General features: G+C 58.4%; 1 protein-coding gene. It reads right to left on the bottom strand.

Annotated elements, in window-relative coordinates:
• Positions 1-397: 397 nt before the first annotated feature.
• On the bottom strand, positions 398-1,411 hold the full coding sequence (locus OEJ37_RS34785; RefSeq protein ID WP_174422387.1) for an IS110 family transposase: 1,014 nt from the start codon (positions 1,409-1,411) through the stop codon (positions 398-400).
• Positions 1,412-1,560: the final 149 nt, after the last annotated feature.

Raw genomic sequence — 1,560 nt, 5'->3', positions numbered from 1 at the left:
GGCCCAAATCCACTACAGCCTGGATTACCTTCAGACGATCGAGTTCTCGCATGTTCAATGTCACCAGTGCTGTTCGGTGCATCGCCGGCTCCATGATCTGACGGGGAGCCGGCAAGCTTACCGAGGTCCAAACGCGACATTTCTTATATGGTCGCCTCCCATTTGCAAGGCGATTTTGATCGTGGCGAGGAGGGTGGTTGCGGACTTATATCCGGACTCGATTGCAGGACGTGCCTGCCGGCCCCGATGGATTTCGCCGCAAGGGTCCTAATCTAACTAACGGACTCGAGATCCGAGAAATGTCTCAGGCTTGCCCTTGCGCGGTCCAACCTGTCTTGCCATCGTTCAATATCACCAGTGCAACCATGGATGAGTTTGATGTTCGTTTATCGGGTCTTTAGCTCGGTAGCGCCGCCGCTGGTTGGTAAGTTCGTCCGTAAGCCAGCAATGCCCAGATCGTGCGGGCCATCTTGTTCGCCAACGCGACGGCGACGACATTCGTCGGCCGTCGTGCCAACAGATCCCGCATGTGCGCCGGCAGATGCTTCGAACTCGAGATCACGGCTCGTGCGCCGTGAATCAGCAGGGTCCGTAGATAAACGTCACCGCGTTTGCTGATTCCGCCGAGCTTTACTTTGCCGCCGGAGCCGTTCTGTCTCGGCACAAGGCCCAGGTAAGCCGCGAATTCCCGTCCAGACCGGAAGGTTCTCGCTTGGCCAATCACCGACACGGCCGCAGTTGCCGTCAACGGACCCACGCCCGGGATTTCCGAGATCCGCCGGCAGGCTTCGTCACCTCGTCGCCACTCGATAATGCGCTGCTCGATGCGCTGGATCTGGTCATCAAGCAGGTGAAGCCGAGACAGTTGATCACACAGGCTATCGATCAGCATTCCCGGCAGTTGATCGGTTAGCGTCGCGATCGCCGCTTGCGCGGCCTGGATCGATGGACGTCGACCTTGTGGCAAGACGACGCCGAATTCATAGAGCAATCCGCGCAACTGGTTAACCTGCATGACGCGGATCCGGACCAGTTGCTGGCGCATCCGGTGTAGCGCCAGCATCGCCTGTTGGTCCGCCGATTTGACGGCAACAAAGCGCATGCCGGGGCGCAGAGACGCCTCCCAGATCGCCGCCGCGTCCGCGGCGTCGTTCTTGTTCGACTTGACGAATGGGCGCACGAACTGGGCAGCAATGAGCCGTACTTCGTGACCAAGCGCTATTAGTTGACGGGCCCAGTGGTGGGCACTGCCGCAGGCCTCCATGACGATCCGGGCTGCTGGCCGATTGGCGAAGAACGGCAGCATCTGGACACGCGTCAGCACTTTGCGGTGAATCGTGCCGTTTGGATCGACAAAGTGGATTTGAAAAACGCGCTTGGCCAGATCAATGGCTATCGTCGTGGGCTCCATGGAATCTCTCCTGAACGGAAGAACGGACAAAGCACTGTCGCACATCCATACCAGGAGCCCAGAATGCACGGTCAGGCTCTGGAACGGTCGCAGTGGCGGGAGGCGACCATTCCATCTAAAAAGCTACTACAATCAAAACGTTCGATAAT

This window comes from Burkholderia sp. BKH01 (assembly GCF_025685725.1).
GTDB lineage: Bacteria > Pseudomonadota > Gammaproteobacteria > Burkholderiales > Burkholderiaceae > Burkholderia > Burkholderia pyrrocinia_C.
Note: the sequence above shows the minus strand (reverse complement) of the source record. Positions and strands in the feature narration are given on the sequence as shown.